1 protein-coding gene is annotated in these 359 nt (G+C 45.7%); it reads left to right on the top strand.

Features of this window, described 5'->3' with window-relative positions; all coding sequences use genetic code 11:
* A partial coding sequence (locus HC176_RS17770; RefSeq protein ID WP_167920334.1) for a glycosyltransferase family 2 protein occupies nucleotides 1-359 on the top strand: 359 nt, incomplete at both ends.

Raw genomic sequence — 359 nt, 5'->3', positions numbered from 1 at the left:
ACCTCAGAACAAAGGAAAACGTCATGCGCTTTACCGCGGATTCCATCTGGGAACCGGAGAAGTTTTCGTGACTGTAGACAGTGATTCTGAAGTTAGTACAGATACCCTGCGAAACCTGGTGAGTCCATTTGTTGTGAATGAAAATTGTGGGGCAGTAGCAGGAAATATTCGTGTGCTAAACAACGGACAAAAAGCCTTGTTGCCGAAAATGCTGGATGTAAGTTTTGTTTTGAGTTTCGAATTCGTACGTTCAGCCGAAAGCAGCCTGGAATCGGTGCTATGTACCCCGGGAGCTTTGGCAGCTTACAAAAGGGAAGCTGTTTTTGGCTGCCTTGAAGAGTGGATCAACCAGACTTTTA

This window comes from Tamlana crocina (assembly GCF_012037625.1).
This window is presented reverse-complemented; position numbering and strand designations above follow the sequence as displayed.